Source organism: Halalkalibacter alkalisediminis (assembly GCF_028610705.1).
Taxonomy (GTDB): Bacteria; Bacillota; Bacilli; order Bacillales; family Bacillaceae_D; genus Halalkalibacter; species Halalkalibacter alkalisediminis.
This window is the reverse complement of record NZ_JAQQWT010000113.1, coordinates 1-1,460: the sequence shown is the minus strand read 5'-3', so window position 1 is coordinate 1,460 and position 1,460 is coordinate 1. Positions and strand designations below refer to the sequence as shown.

Below are 1,460 nucleotides of genomic sequence, written 5' to 3'. Positions count from 1 at the left end.
GAATATTCTTTCTAATTTAACCTTCAACGAAACAATTCGATTGACAATAGAGATACTTATTTATGCAATGCTAATGAACTAATATATAGTAAATAGACAATTAACTAGAATGTATCTATTTAGTAGACTATTTTGAAAATATTGATGGTTGGACAATAAACATCGTTTATTAAATGATGTTAGAATACATAATTTAAAATGCGAGCACTTCTTCAAGTGCTCGCATTAATAGTTCTAATAGTTTCTAACGAAAGCTGTTCCGACAATAATTAATAAAATAAATAAAACAACAATTAACGCAAAATTATTGTCTTTTTTGTGGCCATAATCAGTCATGAAGTTTCACCTCCATATTTACAAGATTACTATATCTTATGTTTTTTCTATAAATTTGTTTGGACGAACTATGCATGACAAAACCACATTTGATGTAATAAAGAATATAAAGGTATTTAATGACAGTACGAGCTATCCCTCGTTTTCGTTTTTTAAATCGTATAACTCACATAATTTATAACATGTAATCATAAGTCATTTCCTCTTATGTTAACGAGGTAAATGGTGTGAAAAAATAGGCTACCTACTTCTCATCTTCCTCTAAGTTGATATCCACACGTTTTATCGTTTTTAACATAAAATGTAAGATCTCAAGTGAAAGGATGATGGCTTAGATGACAAGCATACCAGTAACTGGATTTCTTTATCATTCTGATGAAGATAATTCTGAACACTCGCATAATCTTTATATAACTTCATGGGACGGGCGACCTGTTCATACACATGAATTTAGAGGAGTAACATCATTTGATGTAGGGCATGACCATCGTTATGCTGGAACAACAGAACCTGCTCCTAGTGGTGTACAACATACACATCGTTATTGGACTTTTACTAGTTTCGACGAACAACATAGACATGAAATTCGAGGTGTTACTGGACCAGCAATTTTCCTCCCAGAAGGGGGACATTACCATGAATTCAGTGGAGTAACTACTGTTGATGGTGCTACTCCACATAGACATAAGTATAGTGGGAGAACTAGTTTATAGAATAATACATTTCACTAAAAATTAAAAAGCCTGTATTTTATGTTAACGGGTTTACTTACGGGAGAGGATATACGAAATAACACCCTATTTGGAGTATAAATAAGCACATAATTTATACTCCATTTTGTGTTGATTAAAAAACACTTTAGATGATTTAAAAAGTCAAATAACAGCTTAATTAACATATCAATTAGACAGCTAGTTATTAATGCGCTGAAAATGGCTTATAAACGCCAATAACCAAAGTCAGGACTCATTCATTATACAGGCCGTGGGACGGATTTTTATTCATAGCATGGTTCTCTTAGGGGGAAAACAAGGGAGTTAATATCAAAGTAAGCGTCAAATAATACACACATTCCAATAGCCCGGGTCCCATGCGATACTCTAATCAATAATGATGAAAGGGTG

General features: G+C 32.7%; 2 protein-coding genes. One reads left to right on the top strand and one right to left on the bottom strand.

Annotated elements, in window-relative coordinates:
- Nucleotides 1-234 precede the first annotated feature (234 nt).
- Nucleotides 235-336: a YjcZ family sporulation protein gene (locus tag PQ474_RS26075; protein WP_273848494.1), complete on the bottom strand. Its 102-nt coding sequence runs from the start codon at nt 334-336 to the stop codon at nt 235-237.
- 335 nt (nt 337-671) lie between these two features.
- Between PQ474_RS26075 and PQ474_RS26070 the strand changes: the two genes are divergently transcribed.
- On the top strand, nt 672-1,049 hold the full coding sequence (locus PQ474_RS26070) for a YmaF family protein (protein WP_273848493.1): 378 nt from the start codon (nt 672-674) through the stop codon (nt 1,047-1,049).
- The last annotated feature ends 411 nt before the right edge of the window (nt 1,050-1,460 follow it).